Genomic DNA, 25,871 nt, shown 5'->3' with positions numbered 1-25,871 from the left:
ACCTGCGACAGCATTGCCGTCCGGCTGGGTCTTTTCCACAGAACAACGACGTCAGCAGTCATTTCCTGGTCTCATCGGCCCACCATGTGAAAGGGTGGAAGAGCTGTCTCACCCCCATGAGACGCGTCCGCATGTTCGTAGCTGGTCATAAACCTCGTCGGTAGACATGGATCTACCGCGATCGCCACACCACGTCGAGCGCTGCGCCCGGATTCAGCCGGAGCCCTGCGGAGAACAATTACCCAGCCTGAGGACCTTCATGAATGAATCGGACCAGTCATCGGCCGAAATCGTGACGCCCGATACCCCCGCCATCTCGCGAGTGGACCTCACCGAGCGAGCTGCAGCTCGTGGAGATGTTGCCTGCGCCTCACACATCGGACTACGTCATGAAACGAACCAGGACGCGGCAGCCCTCGGCATCGACAGTTCCGGGCGTCATATCGTCCTTGTCGTCGCTGACGGCGTCTCGTCCACCGATGGTGCTGAGGAATGCGCCAGAATCGCATCTCACACCGCGCGCGATTACCTGACGGCGACGATGGACCAGGGGATGCCAGCCAACGACGATGACATCGTCACCCTCTTCGAGCGAGCCTTCCGAAAGGCGCACGAGGCCGTGGTGAGCGCATCGCGTCCGATTGGTGCGTGCACTCTGGCCGTCGCCGTTGCGACACAAGAACGCATTGTCGTGGGCAACATCGGTGACACCCGAACCTACTGGTTCCCTGATGATGGTGGCTGTGTCCGACTGTCCATCGATGATTCCATGGCCCAGGCACAAATGGACCTAGGAATGTCTCGGGAAGAAGCAGAGGCGGGGATCGGCGCCCATGCCATCACGAAGTGGCTCGGCGCCTCCGCCACCGACCTCGCTCCCCGCGTCATGGCCTATCAACCACAGCATTCCGGATGGCTCCTGGTGTGCAGTGACGGATTGTGGAATCACGTTCCCGATCCGGACGACTTGACCACGCTCGTCACTGATCTCGCGGGCACGGTGCGAAAAAATGACCAGGGTCGTCCCGACCCAGCAGATCTCGCGGCCGGACTCATCGCGCACGCCAACACGTGCGGCGGTCATGACAACATCACTGTGGCGCTGTGGCGCCGGGACGCTTGATCCAACGGTAGATTTGTCGTCATGGAGATCAAGATCGGCATCGTCAACACTGCAAGTGAAGTCAGCATCGACGCTCAAGAAAGCGCTGAGTCCATTGAGCAGCAGCTCAAGGACAGCCTCAGCCAGCCCGACGCCGTCCTCACCCTGACGGATGCCAAGGGCCGCAAGGTTCTCGTTCCCGCCCGTGGGATCGCCTACCTCGACCTGGGGCAGCCCAACAGCCGTCAGGTCGGGTTTGGGACTCTCTGAACTCGGTCACGGTTGAACGTCATGGCAGCTTCGGGTCATTCCGGAAGCTGCCATTGTCACCTACCGCTCGAGGCCACTCGCCGTTTCGTCAATCACGGTTCGAGGCCGAGATCAATCATGCGTTCGTCATGGACGTTCAACACACCAGCCATCACCTCATTGATGAGGTCGAGATCATCGAACTCTCCCCCACCAGCTTTCGTCAGGGCCGCGGTCAGCGCCTGATGACGGGCAAAGAGCCGTTGGGCCACCGACAACACCTCTCCCACGAGACGTCGTGCGAACAGGGATTCTGCCGATTTGTCACGTTGCCCGGCGATGATGTGACGCATCACGGCATCCCATCTCACGCGGCTCCCCGTACCGCGACCGAGCCACGGGCCGAAAGACCCGCAGGCCGGACGAAGTTCGGGTGCGAGATTCGGCTCGACCCGGTCCAGGAAATCGGCGATGAGATCAACGACGATGTGGTCGCGCAGCAACACCTGGGACCAAGACCGGGAGGGCACGTACTCCTCCACGGACCCGATGAGGGGTTCCGTCTCTACTAGAACCGTGCGATCCGTCAGATGGGTTCTGGCTTCGGCCAAGATCTGCTGAATCTCAGCACTGCGATCAACGATGAGGAACCGTTCGGACAGGCCGGGAGCCAGGACCATGCCGGACACCGTTGCGGAGAATCCATGCAAGGCACAGGACGCTGCGACGGACCAGAAGATCGTCACAACCGAGGAGTCGTCGGGGTTCGTGTCGTCGATGCTCACGCCAACAGGTTAGAGGGTCGACGGCACTGGAGGTAAGATGGCTGGTGGTGTGTCGACCGCGTCACCTCGCAGGTCCACACCGCACGTGACATCGTCGCGGAACAGAGTTTCGCGCGACGACATCACGAGGAACGACTACGAAGAATGACACAGGGCCTTGACGGGCCCACGCACGAAGAGGCCAAGACACTGACCGAGACCACTATTTCCATTTCCACCTCTTTCGCCGATCTCGGCGTCCGAGAAGACATTTGCCAGGCGCTGGAGGGGGTGGGGATCGTCTCTCCCTTCCCCATCCAGGCCATGTCCATCCCGATTTCCATTCAGGGCACCGATCTCATCGGCCAGGCCCGCACGGGCACCGGCAAGACGCTCGCCTTCGGCATCACCGTCCTGCAGCGCATCATCCTGCCCGGAGATGACGACTGGGAGGAGTTCGAACACAAGGGCAGGCCCCAGGCACTGGTGATGTGCCCGACCCGGGAGCTAGCCCTCCAGGTGTCCAAGGACATCTCGACCGCCGCCTCGGTGCGCGGCGCGCGAGTCCTCACCGTCTATGGCGGCGTCGGCTACGAACCACAGATCGACGCGCTGAAGGCCGGGGTCGACGTCGTCGTCGGCACCCCCGGACGTCTTCTGGACCTCTCCCAGCGCAAGGACCTCGACCTGTCCCACGTGCGCATCGTCGTTCTCGACGAGGCTGACGAGATGCTTGACCTGGGCTTCCTGCCCGACGTCGAGAACCTCATCGGGCGCACCCCGACCTCTCGCCAGACCATGCTCTTCTCGGCCACCATGCCGGCACCGATCATGGCTCTGGCCCGTTCCCAGCTGAACCGTCCGGTACACGTGCGTGCCGAGGGTGCCGACGCCCAGGCCACCGTTCCGGATACCCAGCAATTCGTCTACCAGGCCCATCCGATGGACAAGATCGAGGTCATCGGGCGCATCCTGCAGTCCCGCGATGTCGAGAAGGTCATCATCTTCTGCCGTACCAAGCGCACCTGCCAGCGTCTGGCCGACGACCTCGACGACCGTGGCTTCAAGGCTCGGGCCATCCATGGCGACCTCACCCAGGTCGCTCGCGAAAAGGCCCTCAAGAAGTTCCGCAGCGGCGACGCCACCATCCTCGTCGCCACCGACGTCGCTGCGCGTGGCATTGACGTCACCGGGGTCTCCCACGTCATCAACCACGAGTGCCCCGAGGACGAGAAGACCTACGTCCACCGTATTGGCCGTACCGGACGTGCTGGTGCCAAGGGCGTGGCCGTCACCCTCGTTGACTGGGCTGACGTCACTCGCTGGAACCTCATCAACAAGGCACTGGACCTCGAGATCCCCGAGCCCATCGAGACTTACTCGACCTCCCCGCATCTCTACACCGACCTCGACATCCCGGAAGGTACCAAGGGCGCTTTGCCCGGCGCAGAGAAGCGTGAGCGTCATCACCACAAGCGTGACGACAAGCACGACGGCCACCGCAGGCATGGTGATCGCAGTAGGGGCCGTCGTTCCCGCGAGGATTCCAAGGACGATGACACACCGCGCCGCAAACGCACCCGTCGCCGCAACGGCACGGTGATCCGCGGTGGCGACGAGGTCGGCAGCGCGCACGGCAGGCATGAGGCCAAGGAACACAAGAAGTCTCCCGAGAAGGACGCTGCTTCCACCAAGGAGCAGGCACCCAGGAAGAAGGCCAGCACGAAGACCGCTGGCGACAAGGGGACGGCCGCCGTCCCGCGCCGCCGCAGGGCACGTCGGTCCCTGTGAGGTTCGGTCTGAACACAGGACGAGGCACGGACATGATGTCCGTGCCTCGCTTCATATCACCAGATTCAATAGACCATCCTCATGGCTGTCCGCACCTCAGCGAGAGTCTGGTCGGCGACGGCGTTGGCACGCTCATTTCCTTCCCGGAGCACCTCGCGCAGGTGGCCCTCGTCAGCGGCAAGTTCAGCACGACGCTCACGAATCGGGGCGAAGTAGTCGTTGAGGGAGGCGGTGAGACGCTTTTTGAGGGTACCCGAACCACCGTCACCGATTTCCTCGGCAATGGCAGCGGGATCACCGTTCTCGCACAGGGCGGTGAGCAGCAACAGGTTCGAGACCTCAGGACGGTTCTCCGGATCCCACGTGATGTGGCGCTCGGCGTCCGTCTTGGCCTTCTTGATGAGCTTGGCGGTCTGATCGGCGGTCATGCCGATCTCAATGGTGTTGCCCTTCGACTTGCTCATCTTCGTGCCATCGAGACCCAACACATGCGGGGTGGCGGAAAGCAGCGCCTCCGGCTCGGGGAAGACCGGCTCAGAGGCATCGGCTCGCCCGTACCTCTCGTCGAAGCGACGAGCGATGACGCGGGTCTGCTCGATGTGCGGCAGCTGGTCACGGCCGACCGGGACGAGGTTGGCCTTGCAGAAGAGGATGTCGGCAGCCTGGTGCACCGGGAAGGTGAGCATGAGACCCGACATCGGGCGGTCCGAGGTGGCCAGCTCGTCCTTGACAGTCGGGTTACGACGCAGCTCCGCGTCGGTCACCAGCGACAGGAAGGGCAGCAGCAGCTGGTTGAGGGCAGGCAGGGCCGAGTGGGTGAAGATCGTGGTACGGACCGGGTCGACACCGATGGCAAGGTAATCGGCGATGTTCGACATCACATTGGCCTGCAACTCGCCGACGCCGTCACGGTCATAGATGACCTGGTAATCAGCGATGACGAGGAAGGACTCGATTCCCTTGTCCTGCAGACGCACCCGATTGGCCAGGGAGCCGAAGTAGTGACCGATGTGGAGACTTCCGGTGGGACGATCCCCGGTGAGAATCCGCCATTTCTCGGGATGGACGGCCAGATCGGTCTCAACCTTGTCACTGCGGGCCTGCGAGCGCGCCAAGGTGGCAGCGTTCGATCCGATTTCGGAGACGTCGCTGGTCATCGAAAATCCTTCCTCGCCGCCCTCCTCGGCGACGAGGCGGCCGCCGGGCAGGGCGGCTGTCACATCGTCAGTGCCGCACGCAGCGACGCCACCACGAGGTGGCATTCGCAGGTGCAATCGTCATGTCGGTCACTGTAGCAGTCTCACCGGACGCGAAGAACTCCACCACGCAGCTGGATCCTCGTCACGAGCTCTCGATAGGCGGTCTCACGGGTGAGATTGCATCCCAGCTCGTGGTCCTTCTTGCCCGAGCCGTGGTAATCGCTCGCGCCGGTCCGGACCAACCCGAGCCGTCCTCCCAGATCGAAGAGCATACGGCGGGCTGCCTGGTCGTGGTCCTGGTGCTCCACCTCGATTCCGTCGAGCTGGTGATAGGCGGACAACGACGCGATCATCTGCGGGGTGAGGACCTGCTGGGCTCCCCTGCCCCACGGATGTGCCAGGACGGCGACGCCGCCGGCATCGTGGATGAGGTCGATGCCCTCTTCCAACGCCACGCTGTGCCGTGGAACATAGGCGGGCTTGCCGTCAGCGAGCCAGTCTCGGAAAGCCTCGTCACGGTCTTCGACGTAGCCCTTGGCCACCATCGCGTCCGCTACATGGGGCCGACCCAGGCTCGAGGCCGAACCGGCAGCTCGATGGACGTCCGCCGTCGTCACCGACATTCCGACCTCGGCAAGTTTCTGACAGATGGCGTCCAGACGCCCAACTCGCGAATCCGGCGTGATCTGCAGCTTTCTGCCCAGAGCTGGATCGTCAGGACGCGGCCCGTAACCGAGAAGGTGAACGTCACGACCACCAACGTGGCACGTCATCTCGAGGCCAGGAAGCAGCCGGACACCGAACCGCTGTCCGGCTGCCTGAGCCTCTTCCAGCCCATCGAAGGTGTCATGATCCGTCAGGGCGATGACGTCCAGACCGCTCGTGGCAGCCCTCATCACGAGGCGGGTCGGGGAATCCGTCCCGTCCGAGATCGTGGAATGGGTGTGGAGATCAATTCTCACTGCTTGGCCTCCTGGCCCACGGAGGACCGCAGGTCACTGACCATCACGACGCAGTGCGCTAGATCCGGGGTTGTCGTCATCGCTTCAACAATACGTCCACCATCAACCAGAACGTTGGCCGTTCCAATCTCAAGGGCCCGACGCGTCGCCTCGGACATCACCTGAAGGAGATCCTCGCGGAGGCTTGCCCGCACTCGGGCATCCGTCGGACGGTCCTGGGGAAGCTGTTCGACGAGATGGGTCAGGCGGGTCATGTCCACCCTGCGCGCCAGCGTCAGGTATGCCTCGGCGACTTCGTCGAGAGGATGACCTTCGTCAGAGATCTCGACAACGCTCAACAGCACTGGGCCCCAGTCGTGGGAGGCGACCACAGCGGCATCCGCACGATCAAGTCCCAACTCGGTGACATCGTCAACCTTCTTCTGCCACTCGTCGGCACTGTCGCCCAGCAAGTCGGAGAGCTTGTCGACGAGTTTCGCGACGCCCGGACGGTAGGTCTCGATCGCGGCAGAGATGTTGTCCGCACCTCCGTGGTTGAGGAACCACCTCGTGGCGTCCATGGCGAGATCTCGAAGAGCGAGCCTGATCTCGGCAGTACGGGCTGCGTCCAGTCCGAGGTGGGTGAGGTTCGTCTCCACCCTGCCCAGTCCGAAGACCGATCGGGCCGCCAGCTGGCAACGGATGACCTGAGCGATGTCTGCCCCGGTCTGCAGATGCAAGCGGTGGAAGGCCGTGATGCCCTGGGAGTCAACGAACCTGTTGACGGCTTCGGTGGTGATGATCTCCCGGTGCAGCCGGTGATCTGGCATCCGATCAGCGAACCTCTCACGCAGCAGCGGCGGGAAGTAGCCCACCAAGCGATCCGCCACGAAGGGATCTTCCGGAAGATCCGTGGCCAGCACGGCATCGCACAGGGCGATCTTCGTCCACGCGAGCAGGGTGCACAGCTCCGGGCTGGTAAGGCCCTCCCCTGCGGCCATTCGACGATTCATCTCAGCGGTCGACGGCATGGTGTCGACGACGCGATCAAGATGGCCAGACTCCTCGAGTTCGCACATCCAGGCTTCCAGGACTCCAGGAGTCGGCCCGGACGGGCTCACCGCATTGGCCAGCGCGAGGTTCTGAGAACGGTTGTGCCGCAGTACCAGGGTAGCGACGTCGTCAGCCATGGCAGGCAGGAGTTCGTCGCGTTCCTCGGCGCTGAGGCGGCCGGCAGCCACTTCGGCATCAAGCAGGATCTTGATGTTGACCTCATGATCAGAGGTGTCGACGCCGGCAGAATTGTCGATGAAATCGGTGTTGATTCGGCCACCGTTTCGGGCGTATTCGATGCGACCTGCCTGCGTCCATCCCAGGTTTCCGCCTTCGCCAGCAGCCCTGGCCCGCACCTCCTTGGCCGTGATGCGAACCGGATCATTGGCTCGGTCGCCGACCTGGGCGTCGGTCTCACTCGTGGCGCGTACGTAGGTTCCGATTCCGCCGTTCCACAGCAGGTCAACCGGAGCCCGCAGGATCGCCGAGATGAGATTGTCAGGGGTCATCCTCTTGACGGAGCCGTCGATGCCGAGGGCCTCGCTCATCTGCTGACTCACCGGAATCGACTTCAAGGTGCGATCCCAGACGCCGCCGCCCTCGGAGATGAGGGACGAGTCGTAATCGCCCCAGCTCGAGCGCGGAAGATCGAAGAGGCGACGACGCTCCTGCCAGGACGCGGCAGGATCCGGGGTCGGGTCGACGAAGACGTGACGGTGGTTGAAAGCTGCCACCAGCTTGATGTGCTTGCTCAGCAACATGCCATTGCCGAAGACGTCACCGGACATGTCGCCGATACCGACGCAGGTGAAGTCGTCAGCCGCCTGGTCGATACCCAGGTCGGCGAGATGCCGGGTCACCGACTCCCAGGCGCCGCGGGCCGTGATGCCCATGGCCTTGTGGTCGTAACCATGGGATCCACCCGAGGCGAAGGCGTCACCGAGCCAGAATCCGTGCTCCGCGGCAATTGCGTTCGCGGTGTCGGAGAAAGTGGCAGTGCCCTTGTCAGCGGCCACGACGAGGTAGGGATCGTCCCCGTCGTGGCGCACCACGTGGTCAGGGGCGACGACCTTGCCTTCGACGACGTTGTCGGTCAGGGACAGCAGCGACGAGACGAAGATGCGGTAGCACTCCTTGCCTTCCTCGGCCCAGCCCGCGCGGTCGGTCGTGGGATCGGGCAGATGGGCGGGAACGAAGCCGCCCTTGGCGCCCGCAGGCACGATGACCGAGTTCTTGACCATCTGGGCCTTGACCAGGCCGAGGACCTCGGTACGGAAGTCCTCGGGACGATCCGACCAACGCAAGCCTCCTCTCGCCACCGCACCGAAACGCAGGTGAGTTCCGGAGACCCTCGGCGAATTGACGAAGATCTCGAACTTGGGTCGTGGGGCTGGGGCGAAGTCGAGCTCACCCGGGCGCACCTTGAAGGCCAGCGCTCGGCGATCCTTCTGCCACCAGTTGGTGCGGATCATGGCCTTGATGACGGCATGCATCATGCGCAGGATGCGATCGTGATCAAGGGAGGCGACGTCGTCCAGATCAGAAAGGAAGGTCTGCGACAGTTCCTCCACCTTGGCCAACCGCTCGGCTCCGGCATCGACCCCGTCATCGTAAGCCGACGGATCGAACTTGGCCTCGACGATCCTCACGAGGTCGCCTGCCAGATTCGGGTTCGCCCGTAGTGTCTTCGCCATGTAGGTCTGGGAGAACGGACTACCAACCTGCCGGAGGTAACGAGCGATACAGCGCAACATGGCCACCTGGGACCAGGACAAGCCCGCCTCGGTCACGAGGCCCGAGAAGGTGTCGGATTCGCACTCCCCACGCCAGGATGCGGCAAAAGCCTCGGTGAAACGATGTCGCTCGGATTCCTTCCACAGCTCGCCGGGGGCCTGCAGGCCAAGGTCGAACAGCCAGATCTCCCGACCGCGCAGGACAATCCGGTGCGGATGCTCATCGACGATCTGGACGCCGAGGCTCGACAGGTGCGGCATGACCTGGGACAGCGTCATCGGCGCGTGCTGGTTGAAGATCTTGAGGCGCAGGTCGGAGGGATCGGCCGGGTCATCCGGACGGTACATGACCAGGCCCAGGTCATCCTCAGCCAACCTGTTGAGCAGTTCGAGGTCCAGAATGCCCTGCTTGGCCGTGAATTCCTGCTTGTACTCGGGTCCGAAGTCAATTCCGCGTCGGTCACTCTCAATGCTGCTGGCCAGGGCGATGAACTCGTCATCCCAGTTCGAAGTGGCGTCGGCGAGCTCTGCCTGCAGTTCCGCGTCATCAATTGGAGGAAGAACCTCACCGTCAGGGACCTTGGCAGTCAAGGTGATCCTGACCAGGGAGGACTCACCCATCATGATGGTCGAGTCGAACTCGACCGCGCCGGTCCGCTTGGCGACGATTCCCTCGACGACGCCAACAGTGCTGGCGTCGAAACGGTCGGCCGGGACGAAGACCAGCAGGTGGAAGAACCGACCCCACGGACCGCGGCGGACCAGTGCCCGAAGGCGCTGCTTCTCGCGCAGGTCGACGATCGTCATGATGAGTGGCACGAGCTCTTCGGCCGAGGCCTCGAAAAGGGCATCACGTGGGAACTCAGCGATGGTACGAATGACCGCCTTGCCGCCATGGGAGTTGGCTCGGTATCCCGAAAGTGCCAGCACGCGGGAGGCCTTGGCGCGGAGGACCGGGATGTGCGTCACCGACTCGGTGTATGCGGCCGACCCCAGCAGACCGATGAAGCGGTGCTCAGCGACGACGGTGCCGTTCTCGTCACGGATTCGCACGCCAACGTAATCCCGGTATCCATTGCGCTGCACGGTGGAACGAACCGAGTCCTTCGTGACGACGATGGTGGAATGATCCTCGCTGTGAGGGATCGCATCGAAGCGCGGCCCGTCATCGGTGATGCCCAGCCGGGTACCGGGTACTGGCGTCATGGTGTCCCCGTCGACCCGGAACTCCTCGTAGGACAAGTACATGAAATGGTCATTGGCCAACCATTCCAGGAGCTCACGCGTCGAGTCACGATCATCGGAGCGCCCTTGGGAGGCACTCACCAGCTCAGCGGTCCGCAACATCGCCTCTTGCATCGCCGCCCAGTCGTCCGTGGCCCGAACAACCTGGTCAAGGCAGCTGTGAAGATCCTCATCGAGCTGCTTGGCAGCCTTGCCAGTGTCAACACCAATCGGCGCCGCGGCATCAATGTGAATCCAGGACTCCGGCTCGCAGCCCTCGCGTCCGGGAGTTCCGACACTCTCAACAGCTCCCTCGACGTTGCGCTTGACACCGAAAATCGGGTGCCGAACGTCCTCAACTCGCCACCCATGACGAAGCAGGCACGACACGACGGTGTCGACGAGGAAGGGACGGTCATCCATGACGACCTGCACCGAGTTGACCTGACCGTCAGACCACGGCGGATCGATACTCACGCCGACGCGAACCGGTCCAGGCTTCACGGCAAGCTTCATCTGCCGTTCCATCGCCTGACGAATCACCTCTTCACAGCAGTGATCTCCAGTGGCGTGCTGCTCCAGCACCGATGCCACGAGAGCCGGGATGACTTTCTCCATCTCTGACACGATCAGGTCACCTTCGTCATGGTCACGGGGCCACATCAACGTGGTCCTCGATGAGAACTCTACAAGGGTTTATGCCTTCGCGTGAACCACTGAGCAAGGTCGTTTTGCGAGGTGTGTCGCAAGCGTCCGGCATCATGGTGACATGGACATCAATTCACGGGCCCATTTCGACGCAACCACTGATCAAGTCGTCACCATGATGACCGATCCGGCATGGTGGCAGGACGTCCACCGACGCGCCGGGGCCACCACCAGCAATGCCGTCATCACGGGGGACTCGTTGAGCCTGGACGTGGCCGTGCCCGCTCCCAGCCAGGTGACGAAGTTCATCGGCTCCACCCTCACCGCCAAGCAGACCTTGTGGTGGCAGCCCGCCAATCCCGATGGATCGCGGGAGGGCTCCTTGCAGATCGTTCCTCAGGGCATGCGGGCGAAGGCAGACGGACACGTCTCCGTGCGTCCCGACGTCACCGGAACCGAGGTCGTATACACCGGTACCTTCACCGTGTCGGTCCCACTGGTGGGCAAGAAACTGGAAAAGGCCGCGGCCCCGCACATCACTCAGGCCTTCGACATGCAGCAGCGGGCGGGCGACGACTGGTTGGCCTCCCACTGAGGCCAACCCCACCCGTCGCGGCGGTCCGTCACTCCAATCCGGGGAAACCCTCGGGGTCGGTGTCGGCCGCCGGAAGCTCCTCGGTGATGTCATGCCAGGACAACTCGTGCTCACCGATGAGAGTCTGAACGGTGACGTCATTCCAGGCATCGTCGATGATCATGCCCTTGACGGCTGCGGCAGCATCCTTGGAGTCGGCGTCGTCATCGTCGGCAAACCACGCCGTGATCTGCGAGGGCTCGAGACGGGTCAGTGTCACTCCGCCGTTGTCGACCTCTTCGTGATCGGCAATTTGCTCGGCAGGGACATGAGCGACGAGAACCAGTCGACGACCGGTATGGGTCAGGCCCCACACCGAACCGATGACCATGGCAGCATGTTCGGTTTCCTCGGGATCAGTGACGTCGAGGATGACACGAAGCTCCTCGGTGACCGTGAAGGCCGTCACCTGTTCTCCCGGCGCAGCAACGAGCTCACGAGCCCGTTGCGCATTAGTTGGGATGAAAACGATGGTGGACGTCGACAATTGAACCCTCCTTGGCCAGCGTGACCCCTGATGCATCGTCCACGGTACTCAGATGCGGACGGGAATCATATATTGGCTCGCGCCGTCCCAGATGACGGCATCGTTAGCTCACTCGAGTTTTCCACAGATTTGCGCATCAACCCTTCCCGAGGAAGGCCGCGTGCACTGTTCTAGAGGCCATGACGACCACATCAGCGCCCATTCCCCTTGATTCGGCCCGGCCACATCATTCGGACATCTTCCTGGAGCTTGACCGGGACTGGTGGCCGGACGAGTTGCGCGTCGTCTCGTCATCACCGGTGACGAGCGCCGTGGAAGGCAACACAGAGGCTTACCGACAGGCTGTGCGACTGACCCGGGCAATCCACATCATCATCGTGGAGACGATAGCCGGGCGACGCCCCATGAATCAGCTCATGCGAGCATCCAGCCCTCGTGCTGCGGCAACCATGCGCAAATGGCCCCGGGGTCCTGGCTGGAGCCGTATGCTCCTCGTCGGCGAGCCTCAAGTCAGTTTTGACGACGACCACGTGGACGGGGTCGGCCTGATCGATCTGCGTGGCAGGCGGCTCCCGTTGGCCACGAACCTGGTTCAGCACGGTGGTGTATGGCATCTCGACGAGGTCGAACTCGTCCTGAATCCCCGAGTGGCCGCACTGCTCACCGAGAAACACATCACCCAGGAAACGGTCGGCATGGCGTGACGACGGCGCCGACATGGCAATGTCGACGCCGTTCCGGATGTCACATCAGCGCTTCTTGCGGTTCTTCCTCGATTTCTTGGACGCAGACCTCCTCGCGGCCCGGTTGCCCTCGGCCTTGGGATTCTTCGGCGCACCACCTTCAGCAGTCGTCTTGGCGTCACCCTGCTCGTCGGGAGCCGAGTAGCTCAGAGCGCGACGCGCACGGCTCTCCTGGGGCAGCACCGAATCTGCCGTCACCGGCTGTCCCTCGGCGTCGGTCACCAGACCAACCTGCGGACTAGTCTCGATCTCAAGGTTGAACAGGAACCCGACGACCTCCTCCTTGAAGGAATCCATCATCGAGTTGAACATGTCGCCGCCCTCGCGCTGGTACTCGACCAGCGGATCGCGTTGGGCCATCGCACGCAGGCCGATGCCCTCGCGCAGGTAGTCCATCTCGTAGAGGTGCTCACGCCACTTGCGGTCGAGTACCGTCAGGAGGACCTCACGCTCGAGCTGGCGCATCGTCGCCTCACCGAGCTCGGCCTCGCGACGGTCATAGGCATCCTGGGCATCCGCCTTGAAGTCCTCGACGAGCTCCTCACCGTCCTGACAGTCGGCGTACTCGTTGATGTCGAGACCAACGGGGTACACAGTGCCGACCTCGTCCCACATCGCCTCGAGGTCCCAGTCCTCGGAGTAGCCCTGGGTGTACTTGCGCACACCGGCCTCGACGACGCGATCAGTGGTGGCGCGCAGCTCGACCTCGACGTCGGCACCTTCGAGAACCTTGCGACGGTCCCCATAGATGACGTGACGCTGACGGTTCATGACGTCGTCATACTTCAGGACGTTCTTACGCATCTCGAAGTTCTGCGCCTCAACCTGCTTCTGGGCACTCTCGATCTGACGAGACACCCACTTGGACTCGATCGGCATGTCCTCGGGCATCTTGAGGGTGACCATGGCGCGGTCGATGACCTCAGGCTTGAACAGGCGCATCAGCTCGTCCTGCAAGGACAGGTAGAACCTGGACTCACCCGGGTCACCCTGACGACCGGAACGTCCACGCAACTGGTTGTCGATACGGCGAGACTCGTGACGCTCGGAACCGATGACGTAGAGGCCGCCCAGTTCCTCGACCTCCTCGTGCTCGGCCTTCGACTGTTCCTCGTACCTGGCCAGGGTGTTGTTCCAGGCGGTCTGGTAGGCCTCTTCATCCTCCACCGGGTCGAGCCCCTTCTCGCGAAGGTCCAGCTCGGTGAGGAATTCTGGGTTACCCCCCAGGATGATGTCGGTACCACGGCCGGCCATGTTGGTCGAGACCGTCACAGCTCCCTTGCGGCCGGCCAGGGCGACGATCGCCGCCTCGGACTCGTGGTGCTTGGCGTTCAAGACCTTGTGGGGAACGCCGGCCCGTTTGAGCTTCTCCGAGAGCAGCTCCGACTTGGCGACGGATGCGGTACCGATAAGGATCGGTTGACCAGCCTCGTGGCGCTCGACGACGTCGGAGATGATGGCGTCGAACTTGGCATCCTCGGTGCGGTAGATGAGGTCCTTCTGGTCCTTGCGGATCATCGGGCGGTTCGTCGGGATCGGGATGACGCCCAGACCGTAGATCTTCTGGAACTCGCTCTCCTCGGTCTTGGCGGTACCCGTCATGCCGGCGAGCTTGTCGTACATGCGGAAATAGTTCTGCAGGGTGATCGTCGCGAGGGTCTGGTACTCGTCCTTGATCTCGACATGTTCCTTGGCCTCGAGGGCCTGGTGCAGACCCTCGTTGTAGCGACGCCCTGCCAGGGTACGACCGGTGTGTTCGTCGACGATGAGGACCTCGCCATCGATGATAACGTAGTCCTTGTCGCGGTGGAAGAGCTCCTTGGCCTTGATGGCGTTGTTGAGGTAACCGATGAGAGGAGTGTTTGCCGATTCGTACAGGTTCTGGATTCCCAGACGCTCCTCGACGACGCTGATGCCGTGCCCCAGAACGGCCACGGTCCGCTTCTTCTCGTCAACCTCGTAGTCGACGTCGCGTTGAAGCCTCGAGACGATCTTGGCGAATTCCGGGTACCACTGCTTGTTCTCCTCGGCAGGGCCGGAGATGATCAACGGGGTACGAGCCTCGTCGACGAGGATCGAGTCAACCTCGTCGACGATGGCGAAGTGATGGCCACGCTGCACGCACTCGCTCAAGGAGCTGGCCATGTTGTCGCGCAGGTAGTCGAAGCCGAACTCATTGTTCGTGCCGTAGGTGATGTCGGTCTTGTATGCCTCCTTGCGCTCCATCGGAGGCATGTCCGACAGAATCGCCGAGATCGTCAGACCCAGGAAGTGGTGCACACGACCCATCTGCTCGGACTGCACTCGAGCCAGGTAGTCGTTGACGGTGACGACGTGGACGCCCTTGCCGAGCAGCCCCTCAAGGTAGGCGGGGAGAAGACCGACGAGGGTTTTGCCCTCACCGGTCTTCATCTCGGCGATGTTGCACTGGTACAGGGCCGCACCGCCCATGATCTGAACGTCGAAGTGACGCTTGCCGAGTACTCGCCTGGACGCCTCACGCACCGTCGCGAAGGCCTCCGGAAGCAGCCGGTCCAAGTTCTCGCCGTTGTCGAGACGCTGACGGAAGTCGGCGGTCTGTCCCGCCAACTCGTCGTCGCTCATGGCGACGTAGTCCTCCTCGATGCTGTTGACCTGGCCGACAATGCGGTTGAGTCGGCGGATGATCTTGCCTTCACCGGCGTGCAGCACGCGATCCATGAGGTTCACGGGGTGGGTCCTTCAAGGAGTAGACGTCGTGTCGTCCGGGCGCATCCCGGACGAGCAGCTCAAGAGAGCTGCCTTCCCCATCCTAGGGGGTTTGCGGCCGAACCAAGAACGCCGCGGCCTTTCGTCCTGGACACGTGAGGGTTGCTGAACCCCTCATGAGTCCATTCCTCACCGTCCTTTCCCGCCATTGACCCGCGACATGAATCGGCGGCGGCGCAGGATTATCCCGCACCGCCGCCGATGTCGTTGTGTCTTGACGATCCAGGAATCACTCGTGGTCAAGATCCAGATGGATCACGCCGTAGTTGTACCCCTTCTTGCGCCGGTAGACGACGCTGGGCTGCTTGGAATCCTGATCGAGGTAGAGGAAGAAGTCGTGCCCGACAAGTTCCATCTCGTCGAGAGCCTGGGCAAGGGTCAGGGGAACGGCCTGGAAGACCTTTTCCTTGACATAGATGGGGCTGTCCCCGGTGACTTCCACGTCGCCCGCGATCTTCCTGGTGGCCAGGATCTCGGGTGCATCATCGGTGCTTTCCTCGGGCAAGACGTCCAGGACCTGGGAGACGCGCAAGCCACGACGACTGCGACGACGATCAGCAGCCTTGACGAGCTGGGTGCGGAGTCGATCGGCAGCCATGTCAAAGGCAACCATCTTGTCTTCCGCCTGCCCGACAGCTCGCACCACCGGCCCCTTCGCCCGTAGTGTGATTTCACACGTCATGGCCTGGTCCTTGGCCCCCTTGGCGTCCTGGGCGGTGAAGACCACCTCAGCGCGCTGGACCCGGTCCCTGAACTTCTCGACCCCGGAGAGCCTGTCCTCGACCTGGGCGCGCACGTCGTCACTGACGTGGCAGTGCCGTCCCGTAACGATGACATCCATGACAACCTCCTGTATTGGGGTTCGCATCGGTGTTTCCGACGCAGAAACAAATGGCACGACCGTGTCCCATCCCCCTCGTGGAGGTCAGGGTGCCAATCGGTCGTGCCATGCACCTACGCTAGCCCATGGGAGGGGCTCACAACAGCTGTTTGGCAAGGTTCGGCACCCACGCTGACGTGTCGCCCGACAATGTGATCACGGCCATCTCAGTGGGGTCGCAGCATCAGCCAGGACAACCACGGACAGCACTCGTCGCCCGGACCACCCCAAGGCTCTGCACGCCTCGTCGATCGTCGCCCCTGAGGTGCGAACGTCGTCGACGAGAATGACATCTCCCTCCCCCGTCGGAGCTCTCATCGACCCGCGCTGATTGGCGCCGCGATCCTCGTGGCGAACCTCAAGCTGATCCGCCACGCGTCGAGTTCGGTGCAAGACCTGGGCGAGGGAGGCATTGGACACATCCAGGGTTCGCAGAGCTGATCGCGTCATGTCGGCAGCATGATCAGCACCTCGTCGTCGCACAGCCCTCGCCGTTGAGGGAACTGGAACGACGTCAACGTGGCCGGGAGCGGCTGCTATCGCCGGAGCGAGCCCATGAGCCAGCCAATGGCCGAGCTCGTCGGTCAACCATGCCGCACCACGATCCTTGTGAGCTGTGACGATCCCAGGAACAGGACCGTGATAGCCCATGCAGGCAATGACCGGTGGCGGCCCGTCAACAATGACCCGAGGGGTCGGGTTGATCGCAGACCGACACGCCTCACACAGACCCACGCCCGGCTCCCCACATCCAGGACAGCACGCTCCCAGCAGCAGGTCAGCCAGGGAGTCCATTGGGTTCACGATGAACCAGTGTCGCCGGTCACCGTCGTGTCACGGAAGGGTCAAGCTGTAGTCGCGACCGCACTGACCCCCTGCAGGACCTGGCGCCAGTGGAATCTCTCCTCGTGGTGAAGCAGTTTTCCGTCCTCACTGAGCATGACAGCCTCAGCGCCAGTTTCCATCGGGACTGCCACCACGGATTCCACGCTCGTCCCGCTGAGCGGCCCCATGGACGTCGCACCCGAGCCGTCAACAATGACCTCGTACGGCGCAGTCACCCCAGACTCGATCGCGCTGCCCAGGACACACAATTGGATTTGGGAAAGCCAGGCAACGTCGGTGATCCTCGACAGATTCGCGTCCGAGGAGGACAACGGCATGTCGACGATGTGGCCGAGATGAACTGCGCCGTCCTGCCGTGACAGCAGGCCGATACCCAATCCATAGGTCTTCCCCCGCTGAAGGACCAGGGCCACGCGAATGCCATCAGGAGAGACACTGAAGGAAGCCACTGTGCGACCACCAAGGTCAACGACAGTGGACATTCGGGAACCATCCGCGGCGACGACGATGAGCGTCGGATCTGTTGTCGAGAAGGTCACCACACTGCGATCGACGAGGACTTGAGGACGAAGCAGGTTCACCCCGGTGGCAACGACGTCGACCTGATCACTGCCTTCACGCCATTTCACCAGCGACCGTCGATCCGCGGAAACGGCGTGCCACACCGCGCCCGGGGTGCTCACGGTTGCGACCGGCATGGCGAACTGGGTGGAGGCGACAGCTGAGACACCAGTTTCCGGGCGAGCGTCCTGCCCCAACGCTCCAGGCATGATCTGGAGGGCTTGGCCTGCTGCGTTGACCCGTCCCATCTGTCCCTTGACGACGGCGACCACCGTGGGGGAATCCGTCGACGGGAGCGGTAGGAGGTCGGCGTACAAGTCTGCCGACACTGTGTTGTCCTCAGCCGCCTCGGGAAGAGGCAGCAGAGACCCGCCGGCGGTGAATCGGATACGTGAGATGGCAGCGAAACCACTCAGAGTCCAGGTGACTTGGCTGGCGAGCAGCCGACGTTGAGATTCTGAGAGTTGGGCTGCGGACGCACTCAGTGGCACGGTGACGACGCCAACGGCGTCAACCGTGGTCGTCCCGACGGCTCTCACCCCTGCCGGCAGTGCCGTGCGAAGTGCAGGCTTCAGGTATTCCGGCACACCCGCCATCATCGCCCTGAGCGCGGCGTCAGGGGTAGCCCCCAGGCTCGGCAGATGAATGACGTCCGGGACCAGGCGGTCAGCGTCGGCGGCGAAGAAGTAGACCGGAATCGCCGACCAAGCGCGCTGGAAGGTGTATTGCGAGATCAGCAGCCCTTCGGGAGGCCGGGAAATCCGCCATTGTCCGGATTCCTGGGCCATGCCGAAATCATGTTTGAGCGTCTGCGATTCCCCTGGGTGGTAATGACCGTCGGCATCAACAGTGCCGATGATCGGAGCCTGGAGAGAAGCCGTCGCCACCGTGCTGGTCGGCTTGTGATTGGTGGCCTGGTAAATCGTCGCTCCGGAATGGGGATCCCAGCGGTCCGCCATGTCCTTCGTGAGGTAGGCACGCGCGACGCGGTAGTCGTCGCGAGCACTCGTCATGGCTTGCAGGAAACCGCCCACGACAAGGTCAATCGATGCGCCATCAGCAGGAGGCTGAGGAGCGACGTCAATGCCCTCCCGCTGACCTGAGGCTTGGTGTGGGTCTTCAGCCTGTGTCACTGCCCCTGTGGACGGCACCTCGGCGCAACCTGCCAGTAGGAGGGCGGCTCCCGACAGCACGGCACGTCGTGTGGGACGCAGTGTCATCGCTCCTCCTCCGATTCGGTCGGACCGGCATCGCTCGGCGCAGCGGGTAATGGGGACTCGACGATCACTGCCCCGGAATCCCTCGGAATGACCAGCCGGAAGAAGGCACCATCTCCGGGTCGTCCCCACGCCGTCAACCAGCCATGGTGCAGGTTGGCGTCCTGACGAGAAATGGCCAGGCCGAGACCACTGCCACCCACGGTGCGTACCCGGGACGGGTCTCCACGCCAGAACCTGCCGAAGACCTTTTCTGCCTGCCATGGCTCGAATCCGACTCCGTGGTCACGCACGGCGACCCCTACAGCACAGTCATTACCGACGACGGTCACCTCGACCGGCCTTCCCTCGGCATGCTCAACAGCGTTCGACAACAGGTTCCTGACGATGCGGCTGATCCGTCGCGGGTCAACCTCAGCAGTCTGCGTCGTATCGGCGGTCAGTACGATCGGAACTCCCAGGCGCTCTGCGAGCGGAGTCACGTCGACGGTCTCGGCGCGCACGAGTTCGACGATGTCGCAGTCTTCCAGTGTCAATTGTGCGGCGCCGGCGTCAAACCGAGAGATCTCGAGCAGGTCGGCCAACAGAACCTCGAAACGCTCCATCTGGGCCCGCATGAGCTCGACCGACCGCACCTGGACCGGATCATCGGGATTGGCCTCGATCATGTCGGAGGCCATCCGCATCGTCGTCATGGGGGTGCGCAACTCGTGGGAGACATCCGAGACGAACTGCTGCTGCAGTGTCGACAGCCTCTCCAATTCCCCAATTCGCCGATCCAACTGGGCTGCCATGTCATTCATCGACTGGGCAAGGGTCGCGAGGTCGTCAGTCCCCCGCACCGCCATACGCTCGTCCAACGCCCCGTCGGCCAATTTCGACGCTGTGATGGAGGCTTGCCGAATGGGTTGGGACAGGTGACGGGTCGCCAAGTAGGTTGCTAGGGCGATGGCCAGGGCCATGAGGGCTCCGACGCTGATGACGCTGCGTCGCAGCAACTCGACGGTGGCGACCTCCTGGGTCTCCGAAAAGATGAAGTAGACCGGGATGGACTGGCTGGCCCCGGGGGACCACAAGGTCGATCCGACGACAATCCCGGGGACGTCAGGACGCACGTGGTCGGTGTAATGGACCATCGTCGGCGCGGTCCACATCCCGCTCGACTCCCCCACCTTCGCGGTGAGTTCAGCTGGGACGGAGTCCGGCGAAACCCCCTGGGAGATGAGTCCGGAAACAGGACCCTGGATGAGGACGTGATACTGCCCCGACTGTCCAGCTGCGTCGTCTGCAAGTCGATTGAGCCGCTCGTAGAGAGAAGCTGTGCGCAGATCGGTGTCACGTAGCTGGCCCTGGATGCGATTGATTGTCGTGGTCGTCTCCGCAATGGCAGAGGCGCGTTTGGCGTCGAGGATTCCCACGGTGGCCTGACGAACCAGGAAGAAGCCACCGACGATGAGAATGACCAGACTGCTCGACATGGTGATGGTCACCATGCGCAGCGGCAATGACGACCACCACAGTCGTCGCAGCCCGGCGAGCCAGGACTGGGGCCAAGCAGGTCGTCGGGGGCGGCCAGCATGCCGCGCTGGGGTGATCAGCTTTCCTCCCCGGGTGTCCTGATGCGATATCCGACTCCGCGCACCGTCACGATCATCTGTGGACGTTCTGCGTTGCGTTCCACCTTGGAGCGCAATCTCTGCATGTGGACATTGACCAACCGGGTGTCCGCATTACTGGTGTAGCCCCAAACTTCCCGCAGCAGGGTCTCACGGCTGAACACCTTGTTGGGGTGTTGGGCCATCGTCATGAGCAGGGAGTACTCCAATGGCGTCAAGGAGATCTCTTCCCCGCCTCGCTGCACCAAGTGAGCGGCGGGATCGATGGTCAGGTCCCCGACGGTGATGATTCCCCCCTCATCCCGCTGAGCAGCTGGGGTGCGAAGCCGGGCTCGGATTCGGGCCACAAGTTCTGCGGAGCGGAAGGGCTTGGAGACGTAGTCGTCAGCACCGGCGCCCAATCCACGAACGACGTCAGGGGTGTCGGACCGCGCTGTGAGCATGATGATCGGGACGCCGGATTCGCGTCGGATGTCCTGGCAGATCTGGATGCCGTCACGGCCCGGAAGCATGAGGTCGAGGAGGACGAGTGCGGGTTTGCGCTGCCGAAAGACGTCCATGACGTCGTTGCCGTGCCCGACCCACACGGTCGAGAATCCCTCCTTCACCAGGACGAGCTGGAGCATCTCGGCCAGGGCCGGGTCGTCGTCGACGACGAGGATCGGCCCATGTTCACCGGTGGCGCTCACCACAGACCTCCTGACTCATTCTGTGATGGTGCATATCGTAGTCCCAACGGCATCCGGCCATCGATCAATTCAGGGCGGGGGTGTCCGTAGCGGTGGCGAGCATCGCCGCCGTGCCGTTCTGGCGGTGGAGGACGGCACGCCACAAGCCATGCGGCTCCGAGGAGAAGACGTCCTCCGGGTGAGCGATGGCGCGAATCCAATCACCACGAATGAGCTCAGCCTCGAGTTGTCCAGGCCCCCACTCCGCGTATCCGGCAAAGATCCGTACGTCCGTGAACGCTCCCACAACCAATTCCGTCGGGGTGTCGAGATGGAGCAGACCGATCAGTCCTTGGACTCGTCGCCACCCCGGAGGCTCCTCGCTGGAACGCTGCACACGAGCCAGACAAATCGCCCCGCTAGGCGACATCGGCCCCCCGAGGAAGAGGTCCTGGGGCGGGGTCGCCAGATGGACCCATCCGGGCAGTTGTCGGCGGAGGGTTCCCGGGGCGCACGGCTGATTGATGATGACACCCAGGACTCCATCGAGGCCGACGTCGACGAGGTAGACGACGGACTCGTAGAAAACGCCCTCGTCAATCTGGCGACTTGCCACCAGCAAGTCACCGGCCTTGAGGGGATTCGCGAGTCTCACAACGCCCATTGTGTCACCGGTAACCGGAAAGAAGCTGTATCTCGAGGGAGGCCCCTCCCAGACCTTCTGCATCAATCCGATGGGCGGGGACTCTGGTTCAATGCCCTGCGCACCCGTCGTGAGGACGAGGCCGAGCCCGACGGCGCGATCGGGGCGGCCGCCGGGTGCGTCGTCATCACTGCTCGACGTCGGTTGTGACAAGACCTTTCACGCCGCTGCGGCCGTGAGCAAGGTGCGTGCAGTGGCGCATCCAGGATTTACGCCACCTCGCAACGTCTGAGCCAATTGGAATTCAGACACCGACCACGGTTCGAGGGAAATACCGCCCAGGGCAGCATCTATCTCGTGTTGCCGAAAACGCCACGACATGGCGCCTCGAGCCATTCGGCATGACCACGGCGTCACCAAACCGTGTTCCAGGGCCGCGCACACCCATTCCCATTCGCCGCGAATGGCCAGCAGGAGCACCGACATTTCAGGAACGGCCAGGGCATATGGCTCGTCAAGGATGTAGTGGTCTGCAACCTGCCACCGGTGGACGACGATGCCGTCTCGTCGAATATGACGAGTTGGGCTGAAAGCCTCAACCTGATGCACGGTACCGAGACCCGAGGAGTCAGCGTCGAGTGGCGTCACTCCCTGTAGCGCAAGTGCAACCTGCCCGACCAGCACGCTCTCGGGATGCCAGGCCCGCAAGGCGCGGATCCTGACGTCCGTTTCGCCGACTCGATCGGCCGGGACGACAATGCCGGGTAGGAGACGGGTGGCACGCCCGGCGGCGACAGCACGGTCGGCCTGTCCTCGTAGTGGGCTTGTCCTGGTGATCCGTGCAATACCGTCGTTGTCGAGCCATTCAGTTTCAAGTTCTCTCATACCTACAGTTGTCGTCCGAACCTCGGATTTCAGTCACTCTTTCTCAGTTCTGTGGACAACTCACGGCCGGGTCGTCATCCCCCCTGTGGACAACAAGTTTTGACGAACGGGTGTCATCGGCGACGTGACCACGTGCCTCATAATGAGGTCCATGAATTTCGCCCACCACAGCGACATCGACCTCGACAACCTGGATCCAGCGCAGTCAGTCAACACTGAGCGGCCCACGGTGTTGTTCGCCTGCATCCACAATGCCGGCCGGTCCCAACTGGGTGCTGCCTATGCGCACCACCTCTCCGGAGGAAGCGTAGAGGTGCTCTCGGCCGGATCCGAACCTGCGAAGTCAATCAACACCCTTGTCCGAGACGTACTGCTGGAGGACGGGATCGACATCTCGACGGAAACGCCGAAACTGCTTGTCCCAGAAGCTGTCAAGGCATCTGACATCGTCATCACGATGGGTTGTGGAGAGACCTGTCCGGTTTATCCGGGAAAGCGATACGAGGACTGGGACGTCGCTGACCCGGCCGGTCAGGACCTGGCGACCGTTCGCGAGATCCGCGACGGCGTCAAGCAGCGTGTCGAGGAACTACTCACATCACTCGACGTTCCTGTACAAGCCTTGCGTCAGCCTGGCCACAAGTGAAGTGTCCCGAACTCCAGGCGGAAGCGAGACTGAAACCACAGCAGGCATGCGCACGTGAGCGAGCGTCATGATGCGGTGCCCAGCTCCAGGCCAAGCACGATGAGAGGAGGAAGCACCGAACACCTCTCGCCCAGGGCGCACGTGTCGAACTCGTGGCAATGCGAGAGCATCTGCTTCTGCGGCTGCCGGCTCACTCCTGCGGCGTAATCTGAGGGCGGTGGTGATAGGGGGCACGAACCTGGGAGCCGCCGGCGGCGAACCAGTCGAGCACCGCGCGCTGGGCGTGGTCGCCGAGACGGGGCAGCGAAGGGTTAGCTTTTCGTGAGCTGAACAGTGATTGTGGGTGAAGCGTCTCTGATCGACCCCAGCGTGGCGATGTTGAAAAACTGCTGTCTCACATTAAACCAGTGGAAGTACGGCCCCGACTCCTCCTGGAATCGTCTCTCCATCAGATAACTGTTGCCGTCGATCTCGACAGGCGATGTAATTCTTAGGTTTGGGATGGGTCCCGGGTATGGCACTGACAGCTGGATCTGAGTGCCGACAGCCTGGGCCTTTGCGCTTCTACCCGTGAACGGATCCTCATACTCGACCGTGATTGGCGTCGCACTCTGGGGTGGCCAGTAATCCCATGCGTTGATTGTCACGAGCTGCGGCCGACCGACAGCTGAAACAGTCGGCATTGACACCGCCGCCGTCACAAAAAGAGCGACGACTGCAAGCGCCCTGTCTAGCCTCACCGCCTTCACTTGGGGGGAACTGACGATGAAGCCCACGAGCGCAGCGAAGATGGCCGTCACGGTCATGACTGCGACCGCGCCTAGGTCGAGTGCCCTGTAGGCCCACTCGAAGCCAGAAAGCAAGCAGGCCAGGGCCAGTAGTGTCAGGATCAATGTGACAAGCCACGCGGGTCTGCATCGAAGTTTGACCACCGCAAAAAGAGTGCTGGGCCTTGACCCTTGGTTGTGGACACGTGGAATCCAGCATGGGCTGGAGGAAGCGAGATGATCATCACCATGGCCAGGAAGAACTACTCGATGGAGTTTCGTCGGCAGGCCGTTGACTTGTACGAGACCACGCCCGGTGCGACGTTGAAGCAGATCGCTGGGGAGTTGGGGGTCTCCCGTGGGACCCTGTCGTTGTGGGTCAAGGACTTGGGCAACGGTGTCCGCACCAGCGACGGACCGACCCCAGCCACGCCCCCTTCCGGTGAGTCACCAGTAGCGAGGATCGCCCGGCTGGAGGCCGAGAATGCCCGGTTGCGGGCGGACAAGGCCAGGGTGGAGACCGAACGGGACATCCTGCGCAAGGCGGCCAAGTATTTCGCCGGGGAGACGAGCTGGTGAACCGCTTCCAGTTCGTCGCCGACCACCAGACCACCTACCAGGTGAAGCGGTTGTGCCAGGTGTTGGAGCTGTCCCGCTCCTCGTTCTATGCCTGGCAGAAAGCCGGCCCGGCCCGTCAGCAGCGCGCTGAGGACGACGCTGTCCTGGCTGCACGGATCCGACGGGTCCAGGACCCGAAAGCTGGTGGGGACCCGGCCTACGGGGCACCGCGGGTGACCGTCGAACTGAACGACGGCGCCGCCCGCGAGGATCGTGTCAACCACAAGCGCGTCGCCAGGGTGATGCGTGCCCACCAGCTGGCGGGGACCCGGCTGCGTCGCAGGGTTCGCACCACGGTCCCGGAACCGGCTGATGAGAAGTTCGGTGACCTGCTGCAGCGGGACTTCACCTCCGAGAAGCCGAACCAGCGTTACGTCGGTGACATCACCTACCTTCCGCTGGCCGGTGGCGGGAACCTCTATCTGGCCACCGTGATCGACTGCTACTCCCGCAAACTGGCCGGCTGGGCGGTCGCGGACCACATGCGCACCGAACTGGTCGAAGACGCGCTGAAAGCCGCCTGCGCGCAGCGCGGCAGTCTCCGGGGTGCGATCTTCCACAGTGACCATGGGTCGGTCTACACCTCGAAGGCCTACGCCAAACTCTGCAAGGGTCTCGGGGTGACCCAGTCGATGGGGGCCGTGGGGACCAGCGCCGACAACAGTCTGGCCGAGTCGTTCAACGCCACCCTCAAACGCGAACTCCTTGCCGGGCAGGCCACGTTCGCTGGGCCTGAATTGTGTCGCCGTCAGGTCTTTCGCTGGGTCACCCGCTACAACACTCGCCGTCGCCATTCCTGGTGCGGCTACCTGTCCCCGAACACCTATGAGGCCCGCCGGGCCGCTACGCTGCCAACCGCAGCGTAATCAACCACCACCGTGTCCACGATCCGGGGCGAAGGCCCGCTCAGCGCCAATAAAGTCGCAACGACTGCGTAGGTCCATCGTTAACCCTGAAGGACAGCAGCGGGGAATGCGACAGCAAAATAGACCGGAAGGAGTGAGCCGGTGGAATGATTTGGTGTCCGGTACATGCCGACAGTCAACCAGACATCCGACCCATCCCGACGACCGGATCCATCAGGATGTATTGCGAGCGTTGCTGCGCGACGATCCAGGAGGTCTCCGGCACGTCGAAGACGGGCAGGAAGTGCTACTGCTACAAGAACCAGCGGGCTAAGTAAGTGCACAATGCCCAAGGGGTAAAGG

21 protein-coding genes are annotated in these 25,871 nt (G+C 62.8%); 7 read left to right on the top strand and 14 right to left on the bottom strand.

Annotated features, from left to right (window positions below; genetic code table 11):
* The first annotated feature begins 259 nt into the window (after positions 1 to 259).
* Together HMPREF9153_RS07955 and HMPREF9153_RS07950 are read left to right on the top strand one after the other, a co-directional pair.
* A complete protein-coding gene (locus tag HMPREF9153_RS07955; protein ID WP_004811074.1) occupies positions 260 to 1,123 on the top strand; it encodes a PP2C family protein-serine/threonine phosphatase in 864 nt (287 codons plus the stop codon).
* A gap of 21 nt (positions 1,124 to 1,144) precedes the next feature.
* Positions 1,145 to 1,372, top strand: a complete 228-nt coding sequence (locus HMPREF9153_RS07950; RefSeq protein WP_004811072.1) for a DUF3107 domain-containing protein — start codon at positions 1,145 to 1,147, stop codon at positions 1,370 to 1,372.
* A 92-nt stretch (positions 1,373 to 1,464) separates the two neighbouring features.
* Here HMPREF9153_RS07950 and HMPREF9153_RS07945 read toward each other — a convergent pair whose 3' ends face one another.
* A complete protein-coding gene (locus HMPREF9153_RS07945; RefSeq protein ID WP_171023477.1) occupies positions 1,465 to 2,031 on the bottom strand; it encodes a hypothetical protein in 567 nt (188 codons plus the stop codon).
* Between the two features lie 249 nt (positions 2,032 to 2,280).
* Between HMPREF9153_RS07945 and HMPREF9153_RS07940 the strand changes: the two genes are divergently transcribed.
* A complete protein-coding gene (locus HMPREF9153_RS07940) occupies positions 2,281 to 3,906 on the top strand; it encodes a DEAD/DEAH box helicase (protein ID WP_004811067.1) in 1,626 nt (541 codons plus the stop codon).
* A 65-nt stretch (positions 3,907 to 3,971) separates the two neighbouring features.
* Here the strand turns inward: HMPREF9153_RS07940 and trpS are convergent, their stop codons facing one another.
* The 3 genes from trpS to HMPREF9153_RS07925 form a co-directional block, all read right to left on the bottom strand.
* Positions 3,972 to 5,063 carry a tryptophan--tRNA ligase gene (trpS, locus tag HMPREF9153_RS07935; RefSeq protein ID WP_036902470.1) on the bottom strand — a complete coding sequence of 364 codons (1,092 nt, stop codon included), beginning with the start codon at positions 5,061 to 5,063 and terminating at the stop codon, positions 3,972 to 3,974.
* 143 nt (positions 5,064 to 5,206) lie between these two features.
* The gene (locus HMPREF9153_RS07930) at positions 5,207 to 6,061 is read right to left on the bottom strand and encodes a PHP domain-containing protein (RefSeq protein ID WP_256998271.1); all 855 of its coding nucleotides are present in this window, start codon (positions 6,059 to 6,061) and stop codon (positions 5,207 to 5,209) included.
* A gap of 2 nt (positions 6,062 to 6,063) precedes the next feature.
* Positions 6,064 to 10,719 (bottom strand): NAD-glutamate dehydrogenase, encoded by a 4,656-nt coding sequence (locus HMPREF9153_RS07925; protein ID WP_004811061.1) that lies wholly within the window; start codon positions 10,717 to 10,719, stop codon positions 6,064 to 6,066.
* Between the two features lie 106 nt (positions 10,720 to 10,825).
* On the opposite strand from HMPREF9153_RS07925, the gene HMPREF9153_RS07920 reads away from it, so the two are divergent.
* Entirely contained in the window at positions 10,826 to 11,299 is a 474-nt protein-coding gene (locus tag HMPREF9153_RS07920; protein WP_004811059.1) for a DUF2505 domain-containing protein, read from the top strand.
* Positions 11,300 to 11,327: 28 nt separating this feature from the next.
* Here HMPREF9153_RS07920 and HMPREF9153_RS07915 read toward each other — a convergent pair whose 3' ends face one another.
* Positions 11,328 to 11,825 (bottom strand): DUF6912 family protein, encoded by a 498-nt coding sequence (locus tag HMPREF9153_RS07915; protein WP_004811057.1) that lies wholly within the window; start codon positions 11,823 to 11,825, stop codon positions 11,328 to 11,330.
* A gap of 179 nt (positions 11,826 to 12,004) precedes the next feature.
* Between HMPREF9153_RS07915 and HMPREF9153_RS07910 the strand changes: the two genes are divergently transcribed.
* Positions 12,005 to 12,529, top strand: coding sequence for an Rv3235 family protein (locus HMPREF9153_RS07910; RefSeq protein ID WP_004811056.1), 525 nt, complete (start codon positions 12,005 to 12,007; stop codon positions 12,527 to 12,529).
* Between the two features lie 45 nt (positions 12,530 to 12,574).
* Here HMPREF9153_RS07910 and secA read toward each other — a convergent pair whose 3' ends face one another.
* The 8 genes from secA to HMPREF9153_RS07870 all read right to left on the bottom strand — a co-directional run bounded on the left by secA (position 12,575) and on the right by HMPREF9153_RS07870 (position 22,632).
* A complete protein-coding gene (gene secA / locus HMPREF9153_RS07905) occupies positions 12,575 to 15,277 on the bottom strand; it encodes a preprotein translocase subunit SecA (RefSeq protein WP_004811054.1) in 2,703 nt (900 codons plus the stop codon).
* Between the two features lie 268 nt (positions 15,278 to 15,545).
* Complete coding sequence (gene hpf, locus HMPREF9153_RS07900) at positions 15,546 to 16,157, bottom strand: ribosome hibernation-promoting factor, HPF/YfiA family (protein WP_015582587.1); 612 nt, start codon at positions 16,155 to 16,157, stop codon at positions 15,546 to 15,548.
* 195 nt (positions 16,158 to 16,352) lie between these two features.
* Positions 16,353 to 16,847, bottom strand: coding sequence for a ComF family protein (locus HMPREF9153_RS07895; protein WP_036902481.1), 495 nt, complete (start codon positions 16,845 to 16,847; stop codon positions 16,353 to 16,355).
* A 194-nt stretch (positions 16,848 to 17,041) separates the two neighbouring features.
* On the bottom strand, positions 17,042 to 18,823 hold the full coding sequence (locus HMPREF9153_RS07890) for an LpqB family beta-propeller domain-containing protein (RefSeq protein ID WP_004811045.1): 1,782 nt from the start codon (positions 18,821 to 18,823) through the stop codon (positions 17,042 to 17,044).
* A complete protein-coding gene (mtrB, locus tag HMPREF9153_RS07885) occupies positions 18,820 to 20,298 on the bottom strand; it encodes an MtrAB system histidine kinase MtrB (protein ID WP_036980105.1) in 1,479 nt (492 codons plus the stop codon). Before mtrB ends, HMPREF9153_RS07890 begins: the two co-directional genes overlap by 4 nt.
* Before the next feature lie 116 nt (positions 20,299 to 20,414).
* Entirely contained in the window at positions 20,415 to 21,125 is a 711-nt protein-coding gene (gene mtrA / locus HMPREF9153_RS07880; protein ID WP_004811040.1) for an MtrAB system response regulator MtrA, read from the bottom strand.
* A 64-nt stretch (positions 21,126 to 21,189) separates the two neighbouring features.
* Positions 21,190 to 21,768, bottom strand: a complete 579-nt coding sequence (locus tag HMPREF9153_RS07875) for a YqgE/AlgH family protein (protein WP_036976029.1) — start codon at positions 21,766 to 21,768, stop codon at positions 21,190 to 21,192.
* Between the two features lie 198 nt (positions 21,769 to 21,966).
* Positions 21,967 to 22,632 (bottom strand): hypothetical protein, encoded by a 666-nt coding sequence (locus tag HMPREF9153_RS07870; RefSeq protein ID WP_004811037.1) that lies wholly within the window; start codon positions 22,630 to 22,632, stop codon positions 21,967 to 21,969.
* A gap of 151 nt (positions 22,633 to 22,783) precedes the next feature.
* Between HMPREF9153_RS07870 and HMPREF9153_RS07865 the strand changes: the two genes are divergently transcribed.
* Entirely contained in the window at positions 22,784 to 23,278 is a 495-nt protein-coding gene (locus HMPREF9153_RS07865) for an arsenate reductase ArsC (protein WP_016667788.1), read from the top strand.
* A gap of 311 nt (positions 23,279 to 23,589) precedes the next feature.
* Here HMPREF9153_RS07865 and HMPREF9153_RS07860 read toward each other — a convergent pair whose 3' ends face one another.
* Complete coding sequence (locus HMPREF9153_RS07860; protein WP_050796896.1) at positions 23,590 to 24,210, bottom strand: hypothetical protein; 621 nt, start codon at positions 24,208 to 24,210, stop codon at positions 23,590 to 23,592.
* 84 nt (positions 24,211 to 24,294) lie between these two features.
* Between HMPREF9153_RS07860 and HMPREF9153_RS07850 the strand changes: the two genes are divergently transcribed.
* Positions 24,295 to 25,529 (top strand): IS3 family transposase gene (locus HMPREF9153_RS07850; protein ID WP_147612115.1). Its coding sequence is split into 2 segments (ribosomal slippage): positions 24,295 to 24,604 and positions 24,604 to 25,529, totalling 1,236 coding nucleotides; the frame shifts between segments, so codons are not numbered across the junction.
* Positions 25,530 to 25,871: the final 342 nt, after the last annotated feature.

This window comes from Cutibacterium avidum ATCC 25577 (assembly GCF_000227295.1).
GTDB lineage: Bacteria > Actinomycetota > Actinomycetes > Propionibacteriales > Propionibacteriaceae > Cutibacterium > Cutibacterium avidum.
The sequence above is the reverse complement of the archived record's forward strand: the minus strand, read 5'-3'. Positions and strand labels throughout refer to the sequence as shown.